At 60.1% G+C, this 22081-nt stretch carries 24 protein-coding genes; 13 read left to right on the top strand and 11 right to left on the bottom strand.

Going from position 1 to position 22081, the window contains the following annotated elements; translation table 11 throughout:
• Positions 1–14 precede the first annotated feature (14 nt).
• The 3 genes from AC3IUF_RS06635 to AC3IUF_RS06625 all read left to right on the top strand — a co-directional run bounded on the left by AC3IUF_RS06635 (position 15) and on the right by AC3IUF_RS06625 (position 3038).
• Positions 15–614 carry a short chain dehydrogenase gene (locus tag AC3IUF_RS06635; protein ID WP_489280728.1) on the top strand — a complete coding sequence of 200 codons (600 nt, stop codon included), beginning with the start codon at positions 15–17 and terminating at the stop codon, positions 612–614.
• 59 nt (positions 615–673) lie between these two features.
• Complete coding sequence (locus tag AC3IUF_RS06630; protein WP_007918549.1) at positions 674–1327, top strand: COG3650 family protein; 654 nt, start codon at positions 674–676, stop codon at positions 1325–1327.
• A gap of 97 nt (positions 1328–1424) precedes the next feature.
• Positions 1425–3038 carry an NAD(P)/FAD-dependent oxidoreductase gene (locus tag AC3IUF_RS06625; protein WP_414916514.1) on the top strand — a complete coding sequence of 538 codons (1614 nt, stop codon included), beginning with the start codon at positions 1425–1427 and terminating at the stop codon, positions 3036–3038.
• Between the two features lie 130 nt (positions 3039–3168).
• Here the strand turns inward: AC3IUF_RS06625 and AC3IUF_RS06620 are convergent, their stop codons facing one another.
• Entirely contained in the window at positions 3169–4263 is a 1095-nt protein-coding gene (locus AC3IUF_RS06620) for a PLP-dependent cysteine synthase family protein (RefSeq protein ID WP_123374641.1), read from the bottom strand.
• Between the two features lie 251 nt (positions 4264–4514).
• Between AC3IUF_RS06620 and nhaA the strand changes: the two genes are divergently transcribed.
• From nhaA to AC3IUF_RS06600, 4 genes are all read left to right on the top strand, one after another.
• On the top strand, positions 4515–5699 hold the full coding sequence (nhaA, locus tag AC3IUF_RS06615) for a Na+/H+ antiporter NhaA (RefSeq protein WP_095113849.1): 1185 nt from the start codon (positions 4515–4517) through the stop codon (positions 5697–5699).
• A gap of 171 nt (positions 5700–5870) precedes the next feature.
• Positions 5871–7100, top strand: coding sequence for an S-type pyocin domain-containing protein (locus AC3IUF_RS06610; protein WP_095113850.1), 1230 nt, complete (start codon positions 5871–5873; stop codon positions 7098–7100).
• An 8-nt stretch (positions 7101–7108) separates the two neighbouring features.
• Complete coding sequence (locus AC3IUF_RS06605) at positions 7109–7363, top strand: colicin E3-like toxin immunity protein (RefSeq protein ID WP_007918564.1); 255 nt, start codon at positions 7109–7111, stop codon at positions 7361–7363.
• Positions 7364–7372: 9 nt separating this feature from the next.
• A complete protein-coding gene (locus tag AC3IUF_RS06600; RefSeq protein ID WP_007918565.1) occupies positions 7373–7606 on the top strand; it encodes a DUF7683 domain-containing protein in 234 nt (77 codons plus the stop codon).
• A gap of 60 nt (positions 7607–7666) precedes the next feature.
• On the opposite strand, the gene AC3IUF_RS06595 is transcribed toward AC3IUF_RS06600, so the two are convergent.
• On the bottom strand, positions 7667–8131 hold the full coding sequence (locus AC3IUF_RS06595; protein ID WP_007918566.1) for an outer membrane lipoprotein: 465 nt from the start codon (positions 8129–8131) through the stop codon (positions 7667–7669).
• A 180-nt stretch (positions 8132–8311) separates the two neighbouring features.
• On the opposite strand from AC3IUF_RS06595, the gene AC3IUF_RS06590 reads away from it, so the two are divergent.
• Positions 8312–8548, top strand: a complete 237-nt coding sequence (locus AC3IUF_RS06590; RefSeq protein ID WP_007918567.1) for a hypothetical protein — start codon at positions 8312–8314, stop codon at positions 8546–8548.
• A gap of 5 nt (positions 8549–8553) precedes the next feature.
• On the opposite strand, the gene pdxH is transcribed toward AC3IUF_RS06590, so the two are convergent.
• The 5 genes from pdxH to dinG all read right to left on the bottom strand — a co-directional run bounded on the left by pdxH (position 8554) and on the right by dinG (position 16500).
• Positions 8554–9201 (bottom strand): pyridoxamine 5'-phosphate oxidase, encoded by a 648-nt coding sequence (gene pdxH, locus AC3IUF_RS06585; RefSeq protein WP_414916517.1) that lies wholly within the window; start codon positions 9199–9201, stop codon positions 8554–8556.
• A 23-nt stretch (positions 9202–9224) separates the two neighbouring features.
• Entirely contained in the window at positions 9225–10331 is a 1107-nt protein-coding gene (locus tag AC3IUF_RS06580) for an OmpA family protein (RefSeq protein ID WP_095113852.1), read from the bottom strand.
• Positions 10332–10444: 113 nt separating this feature from the next.
• Positions 10445–11590: a serine hydrolase domain-containing protein gene (locus tag AC3IUF_RS06575; protein WP_489280723.1), complete on the bottom strand. Its 1146-nt coding sequence runs from the start codon at positions 11588–11590 to the stop codon at positions 10445–10447.
• Between the two features lie 189 nt (positions 11591–11779).
• Positions 11780–14260, bottom strand: coding sequence for a beta-galactosidase (locus tag AC3IUF_RS06570; protein WP_007918586.1), 2481 nt, complete (start codon positions 14258–14260; stop codon positions 11780–11782).
• A 95-nt stretch (positions 14261–14355) separates the two neighbouring features.
• Positions 14356–16500 carry an ATP-dependent DNA helicase DinG gene (gene dinG / locus AC3IUF_RS06565; RefSeq protein WP_007918588.1) on the bottom strand — a complete coding sequence of 715 codons (2145 nt, stop codon included), beginning with the start codon at positions 16498–16500 and terminating at the stop codon, positions 14356–14358.
• A gap of 99 nt (positions 16501–16599) precedes the next feature.
• Between dinG and AC3IUF_RS06560 the strand changes: the two genes are divergently transcribed.
• Complete coding sequence (locus AC3IUF_RS06560) at positions 16600–17064, top strand: CopD family protein (RefSeq protein WP_007918589.1); 465 nt, start codon at positions 16600–16602, stop codon at positions 17062–17064.
• Between the two features lie 207 nt (positions 17065–17271).
• Here AC3IUF_RS06560 and AC3IUF_RS06555 read toward each other — a convergent pair whose 3' ends face one another.
• The 4 genes from AC3IUF_RS06555 to AC3IUF_RS06540 form a co-directional block, all read right to left on the bottom strand.
• Positions 17272–18030, bottom strand: coding sequence for a hypothetical protein (locus AC3IUF_RS06555; RefSeq protein WP_007918591.1), 759 nt, complete (start codon positions 18028–18030; stop codon positions 17272–17274).
• Positions 18023–18304 (bottom strand): DUF1145 domain-containing protein, encoded by a 282-nt coding sequence (locus tag AC3IUF_RS06550; protein ID WP_489280720.1) that lies wholly within the window; start codon positions 18302–18304, stop codon positions 18023–18025. The genes AC3IUF_RS06555 and AC3IUF_RS06550 overlap by 8 nt, the downstream gene beginning before the upstream one ends.
• A gap of 163 nt (positions 18305–18467) precedes the next feature.
• Complete coding sequence (locus AC3IUF_RS06545; protein ID WP_007918595.1) at positions 18468–19190, bottom strand: PA1041 family peptidoglycan-binding anchor lipoprotein; 723 nt, start codon at positions 19188–19190, stop codon at positions 18468–18470.
• Positions 19191–19281: 91 nt separating this feature from the next.
• Entirely contained in the window at positions 19282–19977 is a 696-nt protein-coding gene (locus tag AC3IUF_RS06540) for a PA1041 family peptidoglycan-binding anchor lipoprotein (protein ID WP_007918596.1), read from the bottom strand.
• A 199-nt stretch (positions 19978–20176) separates the two neighbouring features.
• On the opposite strand from AC3IUF_RS06540, the gene AC3IUF_RS06535 reads away from it, so the two are divergent.
• The 4 genes from AC3IUF_RS06535 to AC3IUF_RS06520 all read left to right on the top strand — a co-directional run bounded on the left by AC3IUF_RS06535 (position 20177) and on the right by AC3IUF_RS06520 (position 21975).
• Positions 20177–20674 (top strand): DUF6231 family protein, encoded by a 498-nt coding sequence (locus tag AC3IUF_RS06535; protein ID WP_095113856.1) that lies wholly within the window; start codon positions 20177–20179, stop codon positions 20672–20674.
• A gap of 4 nt (positions 20675–20678) precedes the next feature.
• Positions 20679–21155, top strand: coding sequence for a YchJ family protein (locus AC3IUF_RS06530; protein WP_007918599.1), 477 nt, complete (start codon positions 20679–20681; stop codon positions 21153–21155).
• A 122-nt stretch (positions 21156–21277) separates the two neighbouring features.
• A complete protein-coding gene (locus AC3IUF_RS06525; protein ID WP_414916521.1) occupies positions 21278–21772 on the top strand; it encodes an LEA/WHy family protein in 495 nt (164 codons plus the stop codon).
• Positions 21769–21975: an SEC-C metal-binding domain-containing protein gene (locus AC3IUF_RS06520; protein WP_007918601.1), complete on the top strand. Its 207-nt coding sequence runs from the start codon at positions 21769–21771 to the stop codon at positions 21973–21975. The genes AC3IUF_RS06525 and AC3IUF_RS06520 overlap by 4 nt, the downstream gene beginning before the upstream one ends.
• The last annotated feature ends 106 nt before the right edge of the window (positions 21976–22081 follow it).

Raw genomic sequence — 22081 nt, 5'->3', positions numbered from 1 at the left:
TGAGGTACAGCTCGATGAAGATTCTGTTGATAGGCGCTGGCGGCACCATTGGTTCGGCGGTGGACAAAGAACTCTCGCAACGCCACGAAGTCGTCCGCATCGGCCGCAACAGCGGTGACTTGCAGGTGGATATCAGCGACAGCGCATCGATCCGCCAGCTGTTCGAAAAAACCGGCAAGTTCGACGCACTGGTGTGCGCCGCCGGCAACGTCACCTTCGCACCGCTGGGTGAGATGACGGAAGACAGCTTCGCTCTCGGCCTCAAAGACAAACTGATGGGCCAGGTCAATCTGCTGCTGATTGGCCGCGAGTTCGCCAACGACGGCGCGTCATTCACCTTCACCACCGGCGTGCTCAGCCACGATCCGATCCGCAGCGGCGCCTCGGCAGCGTTGGTCAATGGTGCGCTGGACAGTTTTGTACGCGCAGCGGCCATTGAATTGCCGCGTGGCCTGCGAGTGAACTCGATCAGCCCGACCGTACTGCTCGAAGCCATGGGCAGCTACGCTCCGTATTTCCGTGGTTACAAGCCGGTTCCTGCGGCAGATGTGGCATTGGCCTACGCGAAAAGTGTCGAAGGCCTGCAGACAGGTCAGACATTTCACGTGGGCTAAACCCTTGTGATGAACGGTCAGGCTGCGTAACGTGGCGGCACTTGTCTGGAGAGCCGAAGATGCGTGTTGCCCGTTCGTTAGTCCTTGTTGCCCTGCTGCCGTTGTTTGCCGCTTGCCAGTTGCTCGATGGCCAGCGAGAAAGTGCCTCGCACGTCGGGCAGACACGGATGCAGGGCCAACTGACCGCCGCTGACGGCAAACTGGTGTTCCAGCCATGCCAGGATCAGCGCCAACTCGTCGTCAATGACATTGGTGGCACCAGCATTCTGCAAGAGGCTGCAACCCTCGCCGACGAGCAAGGCAAACTGTTTGCCGACGTCCGCGGAAAAGTCGCCGGTGATCGACTCGACCTGACGCAGCTGTATCGCGTCGAGCGTTCCGGCACTGCCTGTGATGATCCGAATTTCAAACTGCTGATCCTGCGCGCCGCCGGTCACGGTCCGGAATGGAATGTCAAAGTCAGCGGCAAAGGCATGGTCATCGACCGCGCAGGTCAGCCGCCACTTGCCGTGCCGTATATTGAAGATCAATTGGGCGACGGTCGCTTCAATCTGAGCAGCGAAGCCAACAACCAGCGCATCGAGTTGTGGGTCGCGCCGCAACGCTGCGTCGACAGCAGCACCGGTAGCGTGCAACACATGAGCGCCGAGTTGCGCATCGACGGTCAGGTGCAACGCGGTTGCGGGTATTTCGGCGGATCGCGCAACGACTGAGCGTTTTAGCCTCACCGGATCCGGCCTTTGCGGCTTATAATCGCGGCCTTCAAACGCCCTGGCGCAGTTGTGCGCCCCGCGAACCCGGATCCTCGCCATGTTACGAATCACTGAACTCAAGCTGCCAATCGACCATCCCGAAGAAGACCTGCGCGTTGCCATCGTGCAACGTCTGGGCATCGCCAGCGATGATCTGCTCGATTTCACCTTGTTCAAGCGCAGCTACGACGCGCGCAAAAAGTCCTCCGAACTGTGCTTCATCTACACCATCGACCTCCAAGTGCGCGACGAGGCCAAAGTGTTGGGCAAGTTCGCCGACGACCGTAACGTCAACGTGGCGCCGGATGTCAGCTACAAGTTCGTCGGCCAGGCGCCAAGCGACCTGAGCCAGCGCCCGATCGTCGTCGGTTTCGGCCCGTGCGGGATCTTCGCCGGCCTGCTGCTGGCGCAAATGGGCTTCAAACCGATCGTCCTAGAGCGCGGCACCGAAGTCCGCCAGCGCACCAAGGACACCTGGGGCCTGTGGCGTAAAAGCGTGCTCAACCCCGAGTCCAACGTGCAGTTCGGCGAAGGCGGCGCGGGCACGTTCTCCGACGGCAAGCTGTACAGCCAGATCAAGGATCCGAAGTTCCTCGGCCGCAAAGTCCTGCACGAGTTCGTCAAGGCTGGCGCGCCGGAAGAAATCCTCTACGTCAGCAAGCCGCACATCGGTACATTCCGTCTGACCGGTATGGTTGAAAACATGCGCGAGCAGATCCGCGAACTTGGCGGTGAAGTGCGCTTCCAGGAACGCGTCACCGACGTGCTGATCGAAGACGGCCAACTGGTCGGCGTCGAGCTGGCCAGCGGCGAAACCCTGCATTCGAAACACGTGGTTCTGGCCCTCGGCCACAGCGCCCGCGACACCTTCCGCATGCTCCACAGCCGTGGCGTGTTCATGGAAGCCAAGCCGTTTTCGGTGGGTTTCCGCATCGAACACCCGCAATCGCTGATCGACCGTGCACGTCTGGGCAAATACGCCGGGCACCCGAAACTCGGCGCTGCCGACTACAAACTGGTGCACCACGCCAAGAACGGCCGTTCGGTCTACAGCTTCTGCATGTGCCCGGGCGGCACCGTGGTCGCGGCGACGTCCGAGCCGAACCGCGTGGTCACCAACGGCATGAGCCAGTACTCGCGTAACGAGCGCAACGCCAACTCCGGCATCGTCGTCGGCATCACCCCGGAAGTCGATTATCCGGGTGGCCCGCTGGCAGGGATCGAGTTGCAGGAACGCCTGGAATCCCACGCGTTCATTCTCGGTGGCAGCGATTACAAAGCACCGGCGCAACTGGTTGGCGACTTTATCAACGACATTCCATCGACCGAACTGGGTGAAGTCGAGCCGTCGTACAAACCGGGCGTGGCGCTGGGCGATCTGGCCCTGGCCTTGCCGGATTTTGCCATCGAGGCAATCCGCGAAGCCTTGCCGGCGTTCGAGAAACAGATTCGCGGGTATTCGCTGCATGATGCGGTGTTGACCGGGATCGAGACGCGTACTTCGTCGCCGTTGCGCATTACCCGTAACGAGACGCTGCAGAGCATGAACGTGAAGGGCTTGTTCCCGGCCGGTGAAGGCGCGGGTTATGCGGGCGGGATTCTGTCGGCAGGTGTTGACGGGATTCGCATTGCCGAAGCCGTGGCACGCGACATCCTCGGCCTGACTGACTAATCGTCTGAACCGACACAAAACCCTGTGGGAGCTGGCTTGCCAGCGATGAAGGAATCAGATTCATCATAGATGTTGACTGACCCTCTGCTATCGCTGGCAAGCCAGCTCCCACATTGTTATGTGTATTTCTTCAGATGTTCGCGCGTAGCACTGAGGTCGGCAGCGCCTCACCGCGCTCGGCACTCGCCGCCACCGCTTCGATCAACCCATTCAATTCATACCCCTGCGCCTTCAACCAATCCTGATCGTAATAGGTGTCGGCATACCGCTCGCCACCATCGCACAAAATCGCCACGATCGATCCCGACTCCCCCGCCGCTTTCATCTGCTGCGCCGCCATCAAGGCGCCGATCAGGTTGGTCCCGCTCGACCCGCCGACATGCCGCCCCAGCCGCTGCGCCAGATAATGCATGGCCGCCAGCGACAAGGCGTCGGGCACTTTGACCATTGCATCGATCACCTTGGGCAGGAACGACGCCTCAACGCGTGGCCGGCCAATGCCTTCAATGCGCGAACCGCACTCCAGGCGCAAACCGGCGTCGCCGGTCTGGTAGTAATCGAAGAACACCGAACGCTCGGCATCCGCGCACAACACGCGGGTGCAATGCTGGCGATAACGCACATAACGACCCAGAGTCGCGGTGGTGCCGCCGGTGCCGGGGCTGGAAATCAGCCAGCTCGGTTCCGGGTGCTTCTCGTAACGCATCTGCTGGAAGATCGATTCGGCAATGTTGTTGTTCGCGCGCCAGTCGGTGGCGCGTTCAGCGTAGGTGAACTGGTCGATGAAGTGGCCGCCATGCTCGCGGGCCAAACGCTCGGATTCGGCGTAGATCTGCGTCGGATCTTTCACCAGATGGCTCTGACCACCGTAGAACGCGATCTGGGCGATCTTCTCTTTCGAGGTGGTCGCCGGCATCACCGCTATAAACGGCAAACCGAGCATCCGTGCAAAGTACGCCTCGGAAATGGCTGTAGAACCGCTGGACGCCTCGATCACCGGGGCGCCGGGCTTGAGCCAGCCGTTACACAATGCATAGAGAAACAGCGAACGAGCCAGGCGATGTTTAAGGCTGCCGGTTGGATGACTGGACTCATCCTTGAAATACAACTCGATACCCGCAAAACCTGGCAGCGGCAAAGGGATCAGGTGGGTGTCGGCGCTGCGCTGAAAATCCGCCTCGATGATGCGGATGGCTTCGCGGGCCCACTGTCGGTTGTCGCTCATGGTGATGGTTCTCGTTGAATCGGGCAGGAGAGGAATCTATTCGAATGGCTCGCTCATCAGCTTAGGAAAAATCCTATAGCGCGCACAGATACAGCTGAGTCTCAATATGTCAGGCAACTGCTAGGCTCAGCGTGGCTTGAGCCAGACGCCTTGTAACGCCATATAACAAAAAAGAATATAACTTTTGTTTTAACAACTAACAGTACGGGTTAGGGTGTCCCACCTTTTTGACTATTCGATGGAGAGCGACCTTGCCTCTGCGTAGCACTTTCACGCGTTTCTTTCAGTTGGAAGCTGCCAGCGGTCTGTTATTGATCGCCGCTGCTGTCCTCGCCCTGATTATCAACAACTCGCCACTGTCGTGGCTGTACACCGGCCTGCTCGACACCCCGGTGGTGGCGCAGATCGGTGCGTTGAAAATCGCTAAACCCCTGCTGCTGTGGATCAACGACGGTCTGATGGCGATGTTCTTCCTGCTCATCGGCCTGGAAGTGAAACGCGAAGTCCTCGACGGCCAACTGTCGAAACCTTCACAGATCGTCCTGCCCGGCGCGGCAGCGATCGGCGGCATGTTGGTGCCGGCGCTGATCTACTGGTTCCTCAACCGTGACAATCCGGCAGCCCTCGACGGCTGGGCGATCCCGACCGCGACCGACATCGCCTTCGCCCTCGGCGTGCTGGCCTTGCTCGGCAAGCGCGTGCCGGTATCGCTGAAGCTGTTTCTGATGACCCTGGCAATCATCGATGACCTCGGCGCCATCGTGATCATTGCGATCTTCTACTCCGGCGAACTGTCGACTCTGTCGCTGGGGCTGGCGGCAGCGTGCATTGCAGCGCTGGTGGCGATGAACCGGCTCGGGGTGGTCAAGCTCGGGCCGTACATGATCATCGGCTTGATCCTCTGGGTTTGCGTACTCAAGAGCGGCGTCCATGCCACATTGGCCGGCGTGACCCTGGCCTTCTGCATTCCATTGCGCACGAAAAACGCGGAGCCGTCGCCGTTGCTGACCCTCGAACATGCGCTGCACCCATGGGTGGCCTACGGCATTCTGCCGCTGTTCGCCTTTGCCAACGCTGGCCTATCGCTGAGCGGCGTCACCGTGGAAAGCTTCACCCATCATGTGCCGATGGGCATTGCGGTGGGCCTGCTGTTGGGCAAGACGGTCGGTGTTTTCGGCCTGACATGGCTGGCCGTGAAGATCGGCATCGCCACCCTGCCCCAAGGCGCCAACTGGGGCCAGGTCATGGGCGTAGCTATCCTTTGCGGTATCGGCTTCACCATGAGCCTGTTTGTCGGTTCGCTGGCGTTTGAGCCGGGTGTGAGTGACTACGCTGGCATGGACCGGATGGGCATTTTGACCGGCTCGATTCTGGCGGCGCTGATTGGTTATGCGGTGACGGCGGCGGCGAGTCGCAAGAACTCCCAACCGATATAACCTCTGTGGCGAGGGTCAAGCGCCCTCGCCACAAACTTCCTGCGTTCCCGTTACACAGCGAACAATCCCCACGTCTTTAGCGACGCGTCCTACAGCCATCATTTTCCTGCTTCGTTAACGTTGCGCAGCCCTTTGCGAAGGGCTGTCGATGGATGAGCAAAAGGACGATCAGTGGCTGGCAACAAGGACATTCCTCGGGTTTCCAACCCACCGCAAGGCGACGGGCATCACGTCACCTACCGCTACATGACGGCCACTGAACTGGCCGAGCGCGACGCCAGACAAAACGCTTACGACGCCATGCTGGCGCGGCAGGAGGCTTTCGAGCGCAGCCGTGAGGTGGCGGTCAAAAAGACAGAGCCCGTCCGTGCCGGCTGCGTATTCGCCAAGTCCTGCAAATTGCCGGATGCGATTATCGATTACTCCAGTCCTTCGGGGATGGTGCCGACCGACAGCCTGAAGGATTACGGCGACCTGATCCTGCTGGGCGCGCGTGAGGCCGATGAAAGCGGCGCAGTTCCTCTCAAGAAAATCGGTGCAACCGCTATTCCGGCTGGATTTGGCAGTCTGGTTTTGGCGGGATCGGTGTTTGAAACACTGCCCGCAGCTGTATCTAGTGCGGCTGTTGCGCCTTTAGTTGGTTTGGTTGCGCTGTTCATGCCATCGAGCCTTGGTGACAGCGCGCTCTATACCGACGAACAACTGCGTGGACTTGAACAGGCGCGAACGCGTGTTCGGTTGAGGGTCGAACAGCAGGCCGACGGCAGCCTGAAGGGCTACGGCTTCTACACCGGCAAGAATCGCGATTGGGAAATGGTTGATGTCGTGCAGTTCACCGTGCGAGACAGCCAGTTCATTGCGGATCTGGGCGAAGGCGTCGAGCTGATCTGGACGCCCGCCGTGGATGGCTCAGACATCCTCGGTATTCCCGCGCTGGAGGCTGCACCGCAGGCACCGCACATCTGGGTTTATCCGCCGACGAAAGCGGCGGATGGAATTCTGGTGAATCCGGTTTATCCGCCAGAGTATCGGGATTTCATTTTGGTGTTTCCGGCTAATTCGGGTGTTAGGCCGGTATACATCGTAGTCAGTACATCATCACGTAAAGGCTTACCGTCCGCGGGGCATAGTTATCATAGGCCTCCAAAAGCAGAGGAAATCACTGCATTTCCCGGACTGATAAAGGTGCAGAAAAAGAATCCTATACAAGGAGGCGGAGGACTTCGGGAACGGTGGAAAGATGCGAAAGGTAGAAAAATCTACGAGTGGGACTCGATGCACGGAGAGTTGGAGGTTTACCGAGCAAGTGACGGAACTCACCTAGGCGCGTTTGACCCTTTTACGGGGGAGCGACGCGAAGATGCGAAAGATGAAAGAAGCATCAGAAAAAAATATTTGTGAGGTTGATGATGGGATTAAAACTGAGGCTAGAGTGGTACGACAAGCAAACTGATCTGTGCGAAGGCGAAGAGTATTCCAAGGATTTAGGGGATGATGAGGGCGTTTTGAATGCCTTGGGAATACCGGTGGAAAACAACATAAACAATGGCGGTTTCAATGTTTTCGAAGAATGGGTTCCAATCATTCAGCCGTATTTTCAACATGGCATCGTCTTCAAAACTTACGATTATCAGATCTCTTTTGACTACAGCGATGTCTGGTGACGGTCTCTTATGATTTATAGGATTGAAGCATTCGATAGGAAAACAGAGTTTCTCGTTTTTGAAGAAGACCTGCCTAGCGGATGCGACGAGAACTTGGCTGCCATCATGAATTGGTCTTGTAAGCAGGAAGGCTGGGAGGGTTACGATCTTTCAAATGATCAGCTTGCCGCGCTGGAGAAACTGCTGGGAAGGAATGTCTTCGATCCGAAGGTCACCTTCCAACTGACGTGCAATGGACGTTGAAACGCATTAAAAAACCCCGACCAGTCACCTGATCGGGGTTTTCTTTACCCTGAATTCCGCTTAGTGCGAAACGCGGCTGGTCCCGCCAACGGTGGAGATGCGCACGCGCTCGCCTACGCGGAACACTTCATTCTCCTGAACCTGCTGCACATAGGCACGCATGCTGCCGTCGTCTTCACGTACGGTGATTTCCACACCCTGGGTACGGGTCAGACCTTCTTCGGTTGCCGAACCGATCAAACCGCCCGCCACTGCACCGATGACTGCAGCAACGATGCTGCCCTTGCCGCCGCCGATGGCGCTGCCGCCGACGCCGCCGACCGCTGCACCAGCGAGGCCGCCGATCGGGGTTTTGGTGCCTTCGATTTTCACCGGGCGCAGGGATTCGATGGTGCCCATGCGAATCGTCTGCACGCGACGCGCTTCGTCACGGGAGTAGGAGTCACCGGTCAGGCTCGATTGGCAACCGGTAAGCAACATCGCCATCGTGGAAAAGGAAGCAACCAGCAGAACAGACTTACGCATAGCATCAACTCCAAAGAAACATATAGTCATTAAACTCCGTGGCTTGACGCCTGTCACGACACTGCCCGGATAAATTGGCTTTCATTCAGGCGCGGTACAGACACCTGCACGCTCTCCCTGACGTAGCCCCTACAGTAGCGCCAAATTGGCAAATCTGCGCCACCGACACCAAGGATTTTCATGGATTACTTCATCATCGTCGTCACCACTGCCGCCGGTTTGTACTTCCATGGGTGGTTGTACGTGCGGATCAAACGCTGGATGGATCGCGACCTGGCGCTGTCATTGGCCGGCAAGGACGAGGGCAAACGTGCCTTCATGCTCGAACAACTGGCTCGCGCTCAGGCGCAAAAGATCAAGCGCCGGGATCTGCCGAAGTGGCTGGAGGCCGCCGCGGCAGACTATCCCGCTCGGTAGACTGCTCAGGGTGCCAGACGTTCAAGAATCCAGTCGGCGCCCTGCACACGGTAGTTGAGGCGATCGTGCAGACGGCTCGGACGGCCCTGCCAGAATTCGATGCGCTCAGGCAGCAAGCGGTAACCGCCCCAGTGTTGCGGGCAGTCGGGCTGAGTATCGGAGAAACGCTGCTCGGTGGCCTTGAGCAAATCTTCCAGCTCACCGCGCCCGTTGATCACCCGGCTCTGCGGTGATGCCCAGGCACCGAGGCGGCTGCCCAGTGGCCGCACCTGATAATAGGCATCGGACTCCGCGGGCGTGACCTTGACCACCCGCCCTTCGATGCGCACCTGACGTTCCAGGGTCGGCCAGAAGAAGGTCATGGCGGCGAACGGGTTGGCCGCCAGGTGCTGGCCCTTGGCGCTGTCGTAGTTGGTGAAGAAGGTGAAGCCCTGCTCGTCCAGGCCCTTGAGCAGCAGAATGCGACAGTGCGGTCGCCCATCCTGGTCGACCGTGGCCAGGGTCATGGCGTTGGCTTCCACCGGCACCTGTTCGGTTTTCACCGCGTCGGCGAACCACTGGTGGAACAGCGCAAAAGGCTCGGCCGGGGCTTGCGCCTCGGTCAGACCATCCCGGGTGTAATCACGACGCATATCTGCCAGAGCCTGGGTCATGGCGCATTCCTTTCGTTAGCGGATCACTTCTTGGTGGCATCCGTCGCGGCGACTTTCTTGTCGGTCGCGGCGGCTTTGGCTGGCGCAGTCTTTTTCGCTGGGGCCTTGGCCGGGGCCTTTTTAGCCGGCGCCTTGGCAGCAGCTTTTTTCACCGGAGCTTTTTTGGTCGCTGGCACAGCTGCTTTTTTCGCGGCTGGGGCCGGGGTCACCGGTTTGGCGGCTGGCTTGACGTCTTGCGCGGCGACCATGGTCACTGGCTTCGGTGCCGGCATGTTGTACTTGCTCAACAGGGCAACCATGGTGTTCTGCGGGGTCACCAGCAGTTCAACGCGACGGTTCAGGGCACGCCCCTCAACGCTGTCGTTGGCGGCACGCGGCGCTTCGGAACCCATGCCGCGCAGCATCAGGCGATCACGCTGCAGGCCGCTGAGACGGAAGATCGCCGCAATCGATTGGGCACGTTCCTGGCTCAGCTTGATGTTGGCAGGCGCAGCACCACTGGAATCGCTGTGGCCAAGGACCAGCACGGCCGTTTTCGGGTCGGCTTCAAGGATTTTCGCCACGCGGGTGAACGGGCCGAGGGTGACCGGCAGCAACATGGCTGGACGATCCGGGTTGAACGAGCCTTCGACCGGTGCAGTCACGACCAGCACGTTGTCACGGCGTTCGAGTTGCAGATTGCTGTCCTTGACCGCTTCGCGCAGGCGCGGCTCGTAGTCGTCGAGCCAGGCTTGAGTGACTTTCGGATCGGGCATCGGCACGGCTTTGGTGGTTGGCTGATCCTTGCCGCCAAACGGCCACCACCATTTGCCACCCGCGTCGGCTTCAGCTTTGGCCACGGTTGCCGGTTTTTTCGCTTCCGGGGCGACTTCAGCCTTCATGTCGGCTTTGACCGCTTCATCATCAGAACCGAACGGCCAGTACCACGGGTTGCTGCTTTCAGTCTTGGCCACGGGTGCGGTGGCCGCAGGTTTCAGAGGGGCTGGAGCCGGTGCTGGCTCCTTGGCCGCAACCTTGTCGGAAGAACCGAACGGCCACCAACTGCCGCCGTCCGCATCGTTTTTCGGGGTCTGTGCACAACCGGTGATCGCTACACACAGGGCCAGGGCGAGGGTCTTTTTAGATGACATTGAAAATCCACAAAATGAAGTAATGAAAAATCAGAGCACTTTCGCCCGGATAAACAGCCGTTTTGAAACGAAAAACCGCTTGAGGTTCCGACCCTGGGACCTCGGGTGCAACTTTACAGACAAGTGGCAAGCACCCGCGCGAGCTTCTGCGCGCGCGGATCCATCAAGACGTACGGCCCAAGGGTATTTGTCACAAAACCGAAGGCAACATCATGCTCAGGATCAGCGAAACCGATGGAACCGCCCGCGCCCGGATGACCGAATGCACGAGGGCCGAGACCATAAGTGGCGTTGGGCACATCCGGTTGATCAAGCATGCAGCCCAGACCGAAACGGGTCTGGGTCAACAGTGTCTTGTCTTCGCCGAGGCTGTGTTCGCGGGTCAGCTCTTCGAGCATGTCGCTTTCGAGGAGGCTGCCATCGAGCAGGCCCGCGTAGAAACCGGCCAGACTGCGCGCATTGCCGTGGCCATTGGCCGCCGGTTGCTGCATGCGCCGCCACTCCGGCTTGTTGGTGCTGGTGAGCACCGACGGCGGGTTGGTAAAAGCGCGGGTGGTCATCGCGGTGGGCTCGCGCATGGTCACCTGCAGCAGACGTTGCGCGGCGGCATCACCGGCGTTGCCCTTGCCGCGCGCGATGTGCGCCACGCGGTGGAACTCTTCGTCAGCCAGACCGACGTGAAAATCCAGACCCAGAGGTTTAGCGACACGAGCGACGATGGATTCGCCCGGCCCACGACCGTCAGCGCGGCGCAGTAACTCGCCGATCAGCCAGCCATAAGTGATCGCGGCATAACCATGGCCAGTGCCCGGCGTCCACCATGGTGCTTCGGCCGCAAGGGCATCGACCATGGTTTGCCAGTCGTAGAGGGCTGCCGGCGCCAGCAGCTCGCGCAGCGCCGGCAAACCGGCCTGATGACAAAGCAATTGGCGCAGGGTCACGGACTCTTTGCCGGCGGCGGCGAATTCCGGCCAGTAGCGGGCGACCGGAACATCCAGTTGCAGCTTGCCTTCACCGACCAGTTGCAGGGCGGTGACAGCGGTAAAGGTTTTGGTGCAAGAGAACAGGTTGGCGATGGTGTCGCTGTGCCAAGCCTCAGCACCATCCTTATCGGCAGTGCCGGACCAGAGGTCGAGAACGGTTTCTCCGCCGACCTTGATGCACAGGGCTGCGCCGCGTTCCTGGGGATCGTCGAACAGTGCGGCAAAAGCTTCGCGCACCGCTTCGAATTGAAGCTCGTAATGTCCCTGAATCTGCACCCGCAACTCCCCGCAAAAACGCTCTACAAAGTGGCCCGCATTGTTCCAGCCCCAGAGGGATTTGGGAACAGCTGCGGGCCAGACGGTTGAAAGCCAAGTCAAAAGATCGCAGCCTGCGGCAGCTCCTACATGGATTGCGTTTCTCAGTAGGAGCTGCCGCAGGCTGCGATCTTTTTAAAGCGTCTCGCGTTAATGACCATTCCCCGAATGCCCACCGGCATGCCCTGCCCCCGGCCCTTTGCCGGCCTCGCCTTTGCGCCCGCCCTCAGCCTCATGCCCCGCCGCTGCGGCCGCTTTCTCAGCCTCTTTGCCAAGCTGATCAATCGCCTGCAAGTTGCTCTTGCGCACCGATTCGACAAAGCCCTGATACGGCAGATCCGTCACCCCGACCAGACCGAAATGACCGTTCTCACCATCGAGCAAACGCCCGGTCACCGGTTGATCGAGATACTGGAACCAGTGCACGCCGACAATCGACGGTTCGCTCAAGGCCTGCTTGAGGAAGTTGGCGTACGCCGGGCCGCGATCGTCTTCCTTGGCCACTGGCGTGACGCCGCCCCAGAACGGGCCACGATCCGCTGAGCCAAAGTTGAATTCGGTGATCAATACCGGTTTGTCCAAAGCGCCCAACGCAGCAAAGTCATAACCATCCTGCGGTTTGAGCGTGTACATATTGAAACTCAGCACATCGCAATACTGCGCGCAGGACGCCACGGCTTCCGGCGTACTGATGGCGAAACGGCCGCCGAGCAGCAACTGGTTCGGCGCGTGCCATTTCAGCGAGTCGGAAATGGTTTTGAAGTAGGTGTCAGCGAAGACTTTCTGGAAATATTTGAAGTCCGCTTCGATTTCCGGATGTTCCGGGCTCGGCAGCGGAGGCACAAAACCCGGGTCTTCCATCAATTCCCACGCCGGCAGATCGATGCCCCATGCCTTCGACAGCCCGGCCTGATTGCGGTATTTGTCGCGCAGTTGCTTGAGGAACGCGCGTTTGGCCGGCACGTCGGTGGTCATTTTCAGCGTGCCATAGGCCAGCGCGTAGCGGGATTTCGGATCGTCACCGGGACCGGCCCACGCCAGTTCATTGTCGGCGTAGTAGCCGATCAGCCACGGATCGTCGCGGTGATCGCGGGCAGCGATAGCGACGGCGCGCTCGGTGGCCATGGCGAAACGCGGATCGAACGGATCTGGCATGCCGCCCCACCAGTCGCTGCCGGTGCTGATGCTGGTGTAGTCGCCAACGATCGACAACGGCAAGGTGTACGGCACACGATCTGCATCACTCAGCGAATCGGCACTCCAGTTGCCAACCGTGTTGAAGCCCCAGGCTTGCAGACGATCAAGCGTGTGGCTGGCCCACTGTTGCTCATCGATGGTGGCCTTGCACGGTTCGGCAGCTTTTTCTGTTGTCGCTTGTACGGTTTCGGTTTTGGCCGCTTCAGCGACGCCGGACTTCGGCTCGGCAGGTACTGGGGCAGGCTCGGCGGCTTGGACGGCGGCCGTTTCAGCGGCTGCAGACTTCGCCGCTTCCGCTACCCCGGACTTGCTTTCACTGTCGGCTTTGCACGGCTCACCGTACACGCGCTGCAGGTTGGCGCCGTAGAAGTCGTACCAGCGCCCGTTGCCATAACCGCGGCCCTGATCAACACCATTGCCGCCACGGTTGTCACCCTCGCCAAAGTGCTTGGCCAACGGGTCTTCAGGTTTAGGCAAGGATTCGAACATGTATTCACGACCGGCCACGTAGGTCTGGTTGACCTGCGGGCTGACGGTGTTCACGCCCAGCGAGTAAAACGGATGCCCTTCAGGCGTGACCAGATACCAGCGGCCATCACGTTTTTCGGTGCGGAAGAAACCGCTGGCCTTGAACGCCGGGCCTTTGTTCCAGCCACCGAATTTGTCCAGCGAGGACTTCTCACGCTCGGCCAGCCAGGTTTTCAGCTGTTGCTGTTCCTTGGCGGCGGCGGATTTCAGTTGTTCATCGTTGCTGACCTTTTCCGGCCACTTGCTGCGGGTCGATTGCCCGTAGGCGTCGACCAGATTGCCGTACACCGCTTGGGTGACCGAATCGCCGTCCTGCACGCCGAAACGCTCCAACAGCAAGCTCTGGGCGACTTTCGGCTGATCCATCGACAGGCTCACCGAGACCACTTGGCTGCGATCGATTTCGCCGCTGCTGGCGGCCAGCAGGATCCGCTGACCATCGACTGTCATCGGCATCGGCGGCCCGGCTTTCATGCCCTGACTCAGCGGCGTCGATGCCACTAGCGGTACCAACAGGGTTTGCGCAGGACCTGCTGGCAAGTCGACGCGACTGACCAGTGTCCGACCGTCGTTGCTCTGAATCTGCACGTAGACCGTCACCGCCCAGTCCATAGCGCTCTGCAAACGCAAGGTCATCATGCCTGACTGCGACCAGTCCCAGGCGCCAGTCTGCGGCGTCAGGCGCAAGGTCGGGCGGGCCACCGGATTGAACGTCACCCGGCGCAGCACTTCACCTTCCGGTGTCTGTTCGGCGTTGGCCTGCGGCAGATCCGCGTTTTCGGTGGCGATTTTCACCACGTCGGCAGGACGGACAAAGTTGAACAAGGTCTGCTGACCCGCAGGCGCCGCGAACAGCGGCGTGGCGAAGATCAAGGCGAATACGGCAGGCAACGAACGGCGGATCATAAGAACGGAGTTCTCCCTAACGACCAACAATGGCCAATGGAAAAGCGATAGCAGAGAGATAGACAACACGGCGGGCAAAACTGCCCACCGTTGTCTCAGGATATTTCACGACGGAAAGGAGGCAACGCATTGAGGATCGCCTTGCCATAGCGCTGGGTGACCAGGCGCCGATCGAGCAAGGTGATGGTGCCGCGGTCTTCTTCGGTACGCAGCAGACGCCCGCAAGCCTGAACCAGCTTCAGCGAAGCATCGGGCACGGAGATTTCCATGAACGGATTGCCGCCACGGGCTTCGATCCATTCCGACAGCGCCGCTTCGACCGGATCATCCGGCACCGAGAACGGGATCTTGGCGATCACCACGTGCTCGCAGTAGGCACCCGGCAAGTCGACACCTTCGGCAAAACTGGCGAGACCGAACAGCACGCTGGAATCACCGCCATCGACCCGCGCCTTGTGCTTGTTCAGGGTTTCCTGTTTCGACAGGTTGCCTTGAATGAACACTTGCTTGCGCCAGTCGCGGTCGAGGCCGTCGAACACGTCCTGCATCTGTTTGCGCGAGGAAAACAGCACCAGGGTGCCGCGCGAACCTTCGACCAGATCGGGTAACTCACGAATGATCGCTGCCGTGTGGGCCGCCGCATCGCGCGGGTCGGCCTTCAGATCCGGCACGCGCAACACACCGGCGTCGGCGTGATGGAACGGGCTCGGCACGACGGCGGTAACGGCTTTTTTCGGCAGGCCGGCGCGCATGCGGAAGCGGTCGAAGGTACCCAGAGCGGTCAGCGTTGCCGAAGTCACCAGACAGCCGTAGGCCACGTTCCACAAGCTACGACGCAAGGTTTCCGCCGCCAGAATCGGGCTGGCGTTGACCTCGATGTCGAATAGCGAACCGCTTTCGGCCAACGTCAGCCAGCGCGCCATCGGCGGGCTGTCTTCCGGATCTTCGGCGGTAAAGGCTGTCCACAACTCCCAGTTGCCCGAAGCACGGGACAACAGGCTGCCGAACAGCGGGTACCACTCTTCGGCCTGATTGCTGGCGATGCCGATGTTGACCTCGCCGTCCATGCCTTCCTTGAGCAGGTCGGTGAGGCGCGTGAACAGATCGTTGAGACGGGCAAAGCCTTTCTTCAGCTCGATGCCCATTTCGCGCATGTGCTCGGGAATCACCCCGGCGACGAAACGATGGCGTGGACGCTCACGGCCCTCGACGTCTTCGCCCGGTTTGAAATCGGCGACCTGCTCGCAGGCGCTGAACATGAACTGCTGCTGGGCCTTGATCTCCCGCGCCAGCTCCGGCACTTGTTCGATCAATTTGCCGAGGTCGCCCGGCAGCGGGTGCTGGGCCAGCAATTTGGTCAGGTTCTTCGCGGTGGTTTCCAGCCAGTCGGCGGTGGAACGCAGGCGTGTGTAGTGGGCGAAGTGACCGATCGCCTTGTCCGGCAGGTGGTGACCTTCGTCGAACACGTAAATGGTGTCGCGCGGATCCGGCAGTACCGCGCCACCGCCCAGCGCCAGGTCAGCCAGGACCATGTCGTGGTTGGTGACGATGACGTCGACCTTGCCCATGCCTTCGCGGGCCTTGTAGAAGGCGCACTGGCCGAAGTTCGGGCAATGCCGGTTGGTGCACTGGCTGTGATCGGTGGTCAGGCGCGCCCAATCGGCGTCTTCCAGCGCATTCGGCCAGCTGTCACGGTCGCCGTCCCACTTATTGCCGGCGAGTTTCTCGATCATGCTGGTGAACAGCTTCTGACTGGCCTCATCGACCTCGATCTTGAAGCCTTCTTCTTCGAACAACTGGGCAGTGGCGGTTTGCGCGTGGCCTTCCTGCAACAGCATGTCGAGCTTGGACAGGCACATGTAGCGGCCACGGCCCTTGGCCAGCGCAAAGCTGAAATTCAGCCCGCTGTTGCGCATCAGGTCGGGCAAATCCTTGTAGACGATCTGCTCTTGCAGGGCGACGGTCGCGGTGGCGATCACCAGGCGCTTGCCGGCCAGTTTCGCGGTGGGGATCGCGGCCAGGCTGTAGGCGACTGTCTTGCCAGTACCGGTGCCGGCTTCCACCGCGACAATCGCGGGGTCGCCACTGCGCCGGCCTTCGTCGTCGGTGTCGATATCCCCGAGGACTTTGGCGATTTCAGCGATCATCAGGCGCTGGCCGTAACGCGGCTTGAGGCTCTTGGCCTCTAGAAAACGCGAGTAGGCGCCCTGGATCGTGGTTTTGAGTTCAGTGCTGATCATTGAGTGTCGGGCGCAAAAAACGCTGGATAAATTTTCAGTGGTTTGGATCGGCGGCTATCATACCCCGCGAATCGATCCTGCGCAGAACGGAGTAACCCAATGACACTTTTTAGCCTCGTCTACCCGCTGCATGTCTTGTCCGCCCTGGTCTGGGTCGGCGGCATGTTTTTCGCCTGGATGGTCCTGCGCCCGGCGGCTGTGAAGGCCCTCGACGGCCCAGCCCGCCTGACCTTGTGGGTGGAAGTGTTTCAGGGTTTTTTTCGTTGGGTCTGGGTTGCGGTGATCCTGTTGCCGATCAGCGGTGTGGGCATGTTGCATTTGCAGCAGGTCGGCTTTGAGACCGCGCCGAAATATGTGCAGGTGATGATGGGCTTGTATGTGGTGATGACGGCGCTGTTTATCCGCATTCAGGGGCTGATGCTGCCGGAGTTGCGTACGGCGGTGGACGCGAAGGACTGGCCGGCGGGTGCGGCGGTGCTGGGGCGGATTCGCCGGGTGGTGGGGCTTAATCTGATTGTCGGGCTGGTGCTGGTGGCGATTGCGGCTGCAAGGCCGATGATCTGAAAATCAAAAGCCCCTCACCCTAGCCCTCTCCCGGAGGGAGAGGGGACTGAATGGGGGATATTGAAGAGTTACGCCGACCTGAAGGATTAGCTTTGAATCCATAATCGACACGGTTTTTCAGGTCGATGGATAGCCTGAGTCACCTCGGTCGGCCCCCTCTCCTCCGGGAGAGGGCTGGGCGGGCGGCGTTCCGATGAGGGTCTGCCTTTAAAGGCGTTGCACAGTCACAGCCCCCGCCGCCCCCACTGGCCCAGGCTGTCCATCCGCCCCGGCCTTGCCGTTCTTGCCGCCATCGGCGCGATACACCAGGCAGCCCTTGGACTTGCCACCCTTCCCTGCTTTGCCGCCAACGCCTGCCGGACCGCCAGCACCGCCCGCGACATTGACCTTGATCAGCTCGGCTGGAAACTCGCGCGGCACTTCAAGGCGCACCAGCGCTCCCGGTGCACCCGGTTGGCCGTCGCTGCCGTTACTGCCATCAAAACCGTGCCCGGCCGAACCGTAGGTGCAGCCCGGGTCTTCGCCATTACCGCCATCGAGGCCGACAAACCCCGGCGCACCGGTGCCGCCACGGGCATCGACCAACAGTTGCGGCGCGTTCAAAGCTTTGAATTGCAGATTCAGATTGCGCCCGGCACGGGCGGCTTTCTCATAAGTCCCCGGTGCACCCCGTGCAGTAATCCGGCTGCCATCGCTCAGCTCTGCACGAGCTACCTTCATCTCCAAAGCGTTCTCGCTCGGAACGATCGCGATACGGGCTTCATGGCCAAGACGTAACTCGCCCACGGTCAGTTCGGTCACGTTGGCAGGAATCAGCAACGTGCCGTAATCGGCCACTTCCAGTTTTTCCAGCTGCAACGTGCTGGCGGTGTTGGGCAAACGCATCAGCGAGTTGGTTTCAACGCTGACCACCTGGGCACAGGCCAATGGGCTGATAAATGCAGCGAGCAGGCAAAGTTTACGCATGGGAAGAAGCCTCCGGAGCGGCCGGGGCCGGGATGGATTGCAAGTGGAATACGCCGAACAGCAGGATGCGGCCACGGTCACGCCAAGGGTGCGAACGGCCTTTGAGGCTGCGATTGCACAGCAGCACTTCGAGTAGATGAATCAGCAACAGCAGGCCGCCGGCCAGATTGACCAGCAGATGCAGCGGATGTACGAACGGCACCAACTGATTGGCCAGCACCACGCAGCAGAACAGCAGGGTCAACAACCGCCCCAGCCCCCAGAACACTTTCATACGCTCCCCCGTGTTGCGAATTATTCTTTGGGCGCACAGTAACGGCTTCTGCGGGGGATAAGCCAGAGGCACAAATGAAAAAACTTCGCCGCGCCGCCAAATGGCTGCCGGAACGACTTTGATAATCGTCCGGCAGCTCTAGCCTGCGCCCTACAGAGGCGTCCTAGCGATTGATATGCAACTCCACGCGACGGTTCTGCGCGCGCCCTTCATCGGTTGCGTTATCGGCCACCGGTTCACTTTCTCCGCGCCCTTCGCTGGTGAGCTTGTTCGGCGCCAGCCCCTGACTCAGCAGATACGCCGCGACACTGCTCGCCCGCCGTTCCGACAAGGCCTGGTTGTAGGCATCCGAACCTTTGCTGTCGGTGTGACCAATGACCTTGATGCTGACCACGTCGGCATTGCGCAGCTTGTCCATCAGCGTATCGAGCTGGGCTTTCGCCGCCGGGGTCAGGTCGGATTTGTCGAAATCGAACAGCACGTTGCCGGCATCGCTGAGGGTGATGACTTCAGTTTGCGGCGCAGGCTCCGGCACTTTTTCCGTGACCGGGTATTGCGGTAGCGGGCAACCACGGTGATCGACCGGGGTATTTTCCGGGGTGTCCGGGCAACGGTCGCGGCGGTCGAACACGCCGTCGCCGTCTTCATCGCCGTCCTGGGCATAACAGATCAGTCCGCCGGTAAGAATCCCCAGCGCTGCGCCGCCACCGGCCCAGCCGCCACTTTCAATGGCGCCGAGACCGCCACCGACCAGCCCGCCGATAAGGCTGCAGATCGGCCACGTACGTTGATTGAGGGGTGCAGTGCCATCGCTGTGGGTGGCGCAACCGGTGAGCAAGCTGCCAAGCAGTAGCACCGGCAAGACGGACCTTGAGAAAACAGTCATTGTGAAAGCTCCTGTGTCACCGGCCCATACCGGTTACACAGGAGTAAAGACCCGCATCCGCGACTGCACAAGCCGCGGATGCGAGAGGGGCTTAACGCTGGATTTTGATTTCGGTACGACGGTTTTGCGCGCGACCGTCAGCGGTTTTGTTGTCGGCCACTGGCTGGCTTTCACCCAGACCGGACACCGAAACGAAGCTGGCGCGTGGCACACCTTGCTGGATCAGGTAGTCCACCACCGAATGCGCACGACGATCCGACAGTTTTTTGTTGTAGGCATCGCTGCCCACGCTGTCGGTATGACCGGTCACGGTCAGTTGCGCAGTCGAGGATTCCTGTTTCAGGCGGGTGGCGACCTTGTCGAGCACTTGCTTGTCAGGGCCGGTCAGCGTCGCTTTGTCGAACTGGAAGTGCACATCACGGATGACAATGGTTTCTTCCTTGACCACTACCGCTTCTTCAACCACCGGCGCAGGGGCTGGTGGAGGGCAACCGTCAGCGTCGACCTGTACGCCTTTAGGCGTGCCCGGGCACTTGTCGCGACTGTCCGGCACACCATCGCCGTCTTCGTCGCCATCACCGTGAACCCAGCAATAGGCCGCTGCCGTGCCGCCGACCAGCAACGCACCGTAGCCGGCCCACGCCGAACTTTCGGTCGCGCCGAGACCGGCACCGACAACACCACCGACCGCCGCACAGGTCGGCCAGTCGGTTTTCTGTAAACCTGCGCAACCAGTCAACACACTGGTTAGCAGAATCAAAGGTAATGCTGTCCGAACTATGCTCATCTGGTTTTCTCCTGAGGGATCGGCTTAAAACCGATTCAGGGAGTAAAGACCGGAGTTTTAATCTCCGCCAGCAATAGGCCACCGCTGTTTGCGAGCCTGTTCACAGGACTTCGGCACATTTGCCGCAAACGGGCGGAACAGGGCTCTTTGCCCGCACCGTCAGGCAGGCTAGTCTTGGCGGTCTGATTGAGGAGCTTTGATGAACGTCGCCATTTCTTCCCGCACGCCGCAACAGGCGCTGGCCGCTTTGCTGGATCGCTACGCCCCGGCGCGTCTGCTGCTGATCGGCGCCAGTGAGTTTCCGGCCTTGAGCGCTTTTAAACAGGCGCATCCAGACACCACCGTGGCCCATGCCGCGCCGGGCCCATTGCCTGCTGAACTGGCGGCGCAGCGTTTCGACCTGGCGCTGGTGGTCGATTGTCTGGAACATTTGCCCAAACGCGATGGCCTGAACCTGTTGGGCGGGATTCGCAATCTCAACGCCAGCCGCATCGCCGTGCTGGCAGACCTGTCAGCCAGCGGCTGGCAGGAAACCGACTTCTATTCGCTGGCGCTGCAAGCCAGTGAACGTTTTCAACGCGACGATCAAGTGCTGACACTGTTCACCTATGATCTGCTTGACTACAAACAAGTCCCCGACTGGCTCAACTCACGGTTCTGGGCCAATCCGGAAAACTTCGGGAAATACTGGTGGTAATGCAATGAGTACAGCCATTTGCCCGTGCGGCAGCGGCAATCTGCTGGAGGCCTGCTGCGGCCACTATCACGACGGCCACCCGGCGCCGTGCGCCGAAGCGCTGATGCGTTCGCGCTACAGCGCCTATGTGCTGGGTTTGATCGATTATCTGGTGGCGACCACCCTGCCTGCTCAGCAAGCGGGACTGGATCGCCAGTCGATCAGTAACTGGAGCGCGCAGAGCACCTGGCTTGGCCTTGAGGTCGAGAGTTCGGAAGTGCTCGGCGGTCAGCCAGAACACGCCTTCGTCACTTTCACCGCGCGCTGGCACGATGATCAGGGTGAGCACAGCCACCGCGAGCGCTCCTCGTTCGTGCAGAACGCCGGGCGCTGGTACTTCATTGATCCGACGGTGCAGTTGAAGCTGGGGCGCAACGACAGTTGCCCGTGCGCCAGTGGGCAGAAATTCAAGAAGTGCTGTGCAGGGTATTTCGGCGCTTGAGGTTGAAGATCAAAAGATCGCAGCCTGCGGCAGCTCCTACACAGGATTTGCGTTTCCCCTGTAGGAGCTGCCGCAGGCTGCGATCTTTTAGCGTCTAGACTGGCACCAAAGGGAGTTAAACCATGCTCGGTCGTCGGCGCACCTGCCAATGCTTCATTCTGATGCTGATGCTCAATCTCGGCGGTTGCGCGTCGTGGTTCAGCGATGACAGCGTCGACCCCGCCGTGCATCTGGTCAAAGTCGAAGTGGTGCGCGCCAAACTGCTCGAACAGAAATTCATCCTGCACTTTCGCATCGACAACCCCAACGACAGCGACCTGACCGTGCGCGGCCTGGAATACCGCATTCATCTGGCCGACATGCTGCTGGCCGAAGGCGAGCATGAACACTGGTTTACGGTCGGGCCGAAACGCAGTGCCTACTTCAAGGTGCCGATCCGCACCAACCTGTGGCCGAAGGTAAAAGACGTGGTGAAAATGCTGAAAAATCCGAATCAGCAGATTCCCTATCGTTTGCAGGGTGAGATGGAAACCGGTTTATTCATCGCTCACTACGTGCACCTTGAGCGCAATGGCGTGATAATCCCCGCCGATTTAATTCCGGAGCAACACCGATGACTCAGCAACCTCATGTCCATGGCCCTGACTGCAACCACGATCATGATCATGACCATCACGATCATGACCACGGCCACGTTCACGGCCCGAACTGCGGCCACGCCCACCAGGAACCGGTGCGCAACGCCCTGAAAGACGTCGGTCGCAACGACCCTTGCCCATGCGGCAACGGCAAGAAATTCAAGAAGTGCCACGGCGCTTGATGCTCGGGGCGAAGACCCTCTTCGCCTGACAGACCGCTTTCGCGAGCAGGCTCGCTCCCACAGTCAATCGAGTTCCTTCAGTTGGAATACGGCCCACTGTGGCAGC

It is taken from the genome of Pseudomonas sp. KH_040 (assembly GCF_057839305.1).
The sequence above is the reverse complement of the archived record's forward strand: the minus strand, read 5'-3'. Positions and strand labels throughout refer to the sequence as shown.